Genomic DNA, 228 nt, shown 5'->3' on the forward strand with positions numbered 1-228 from the left:
CCCAACCAGAACTATCGCCGCAAGGCGCAGGAGCTGATCCTGGCCGTCTGGCTGGAGGCGCGGTTCTCCAAGAAGCAGATCCTCGAGCTCTATCTGAACCGGGTCTATTTCGGGGCCGGCGCCTACGGGATCGAGGCCGCCTCCCAGCGGTATTTCGGCAAGCCCGCGCGCGAGCTGTCCCTGGGCGAGAGCGCCTTGCTGGCCGGCCTGATGAAGGGCCCGTCACGC

General features: G+C 67.1%; 1 protein-coding gene. It reads left to right on the forward strand.

From position 1 onward, the window contains the following. A partial coding sequence (locus AX677_RS08115) for a transglycosylase domain-containing protein (RefSeq protein ID WP_197416896.1) occupies positions 1–228 on the forward strand: 228 nt, incomplete at both ends.

The sequence above is a fragment of the Streptococcus sp. CCH8-C6 genome, assembly GCF_001557225.1.
GTDB lineage: Bacteria > Bacillota > Bacilli > Lactobacillales > Streptococcaceae > Streptococcus > Streptococcus sanguinis_C.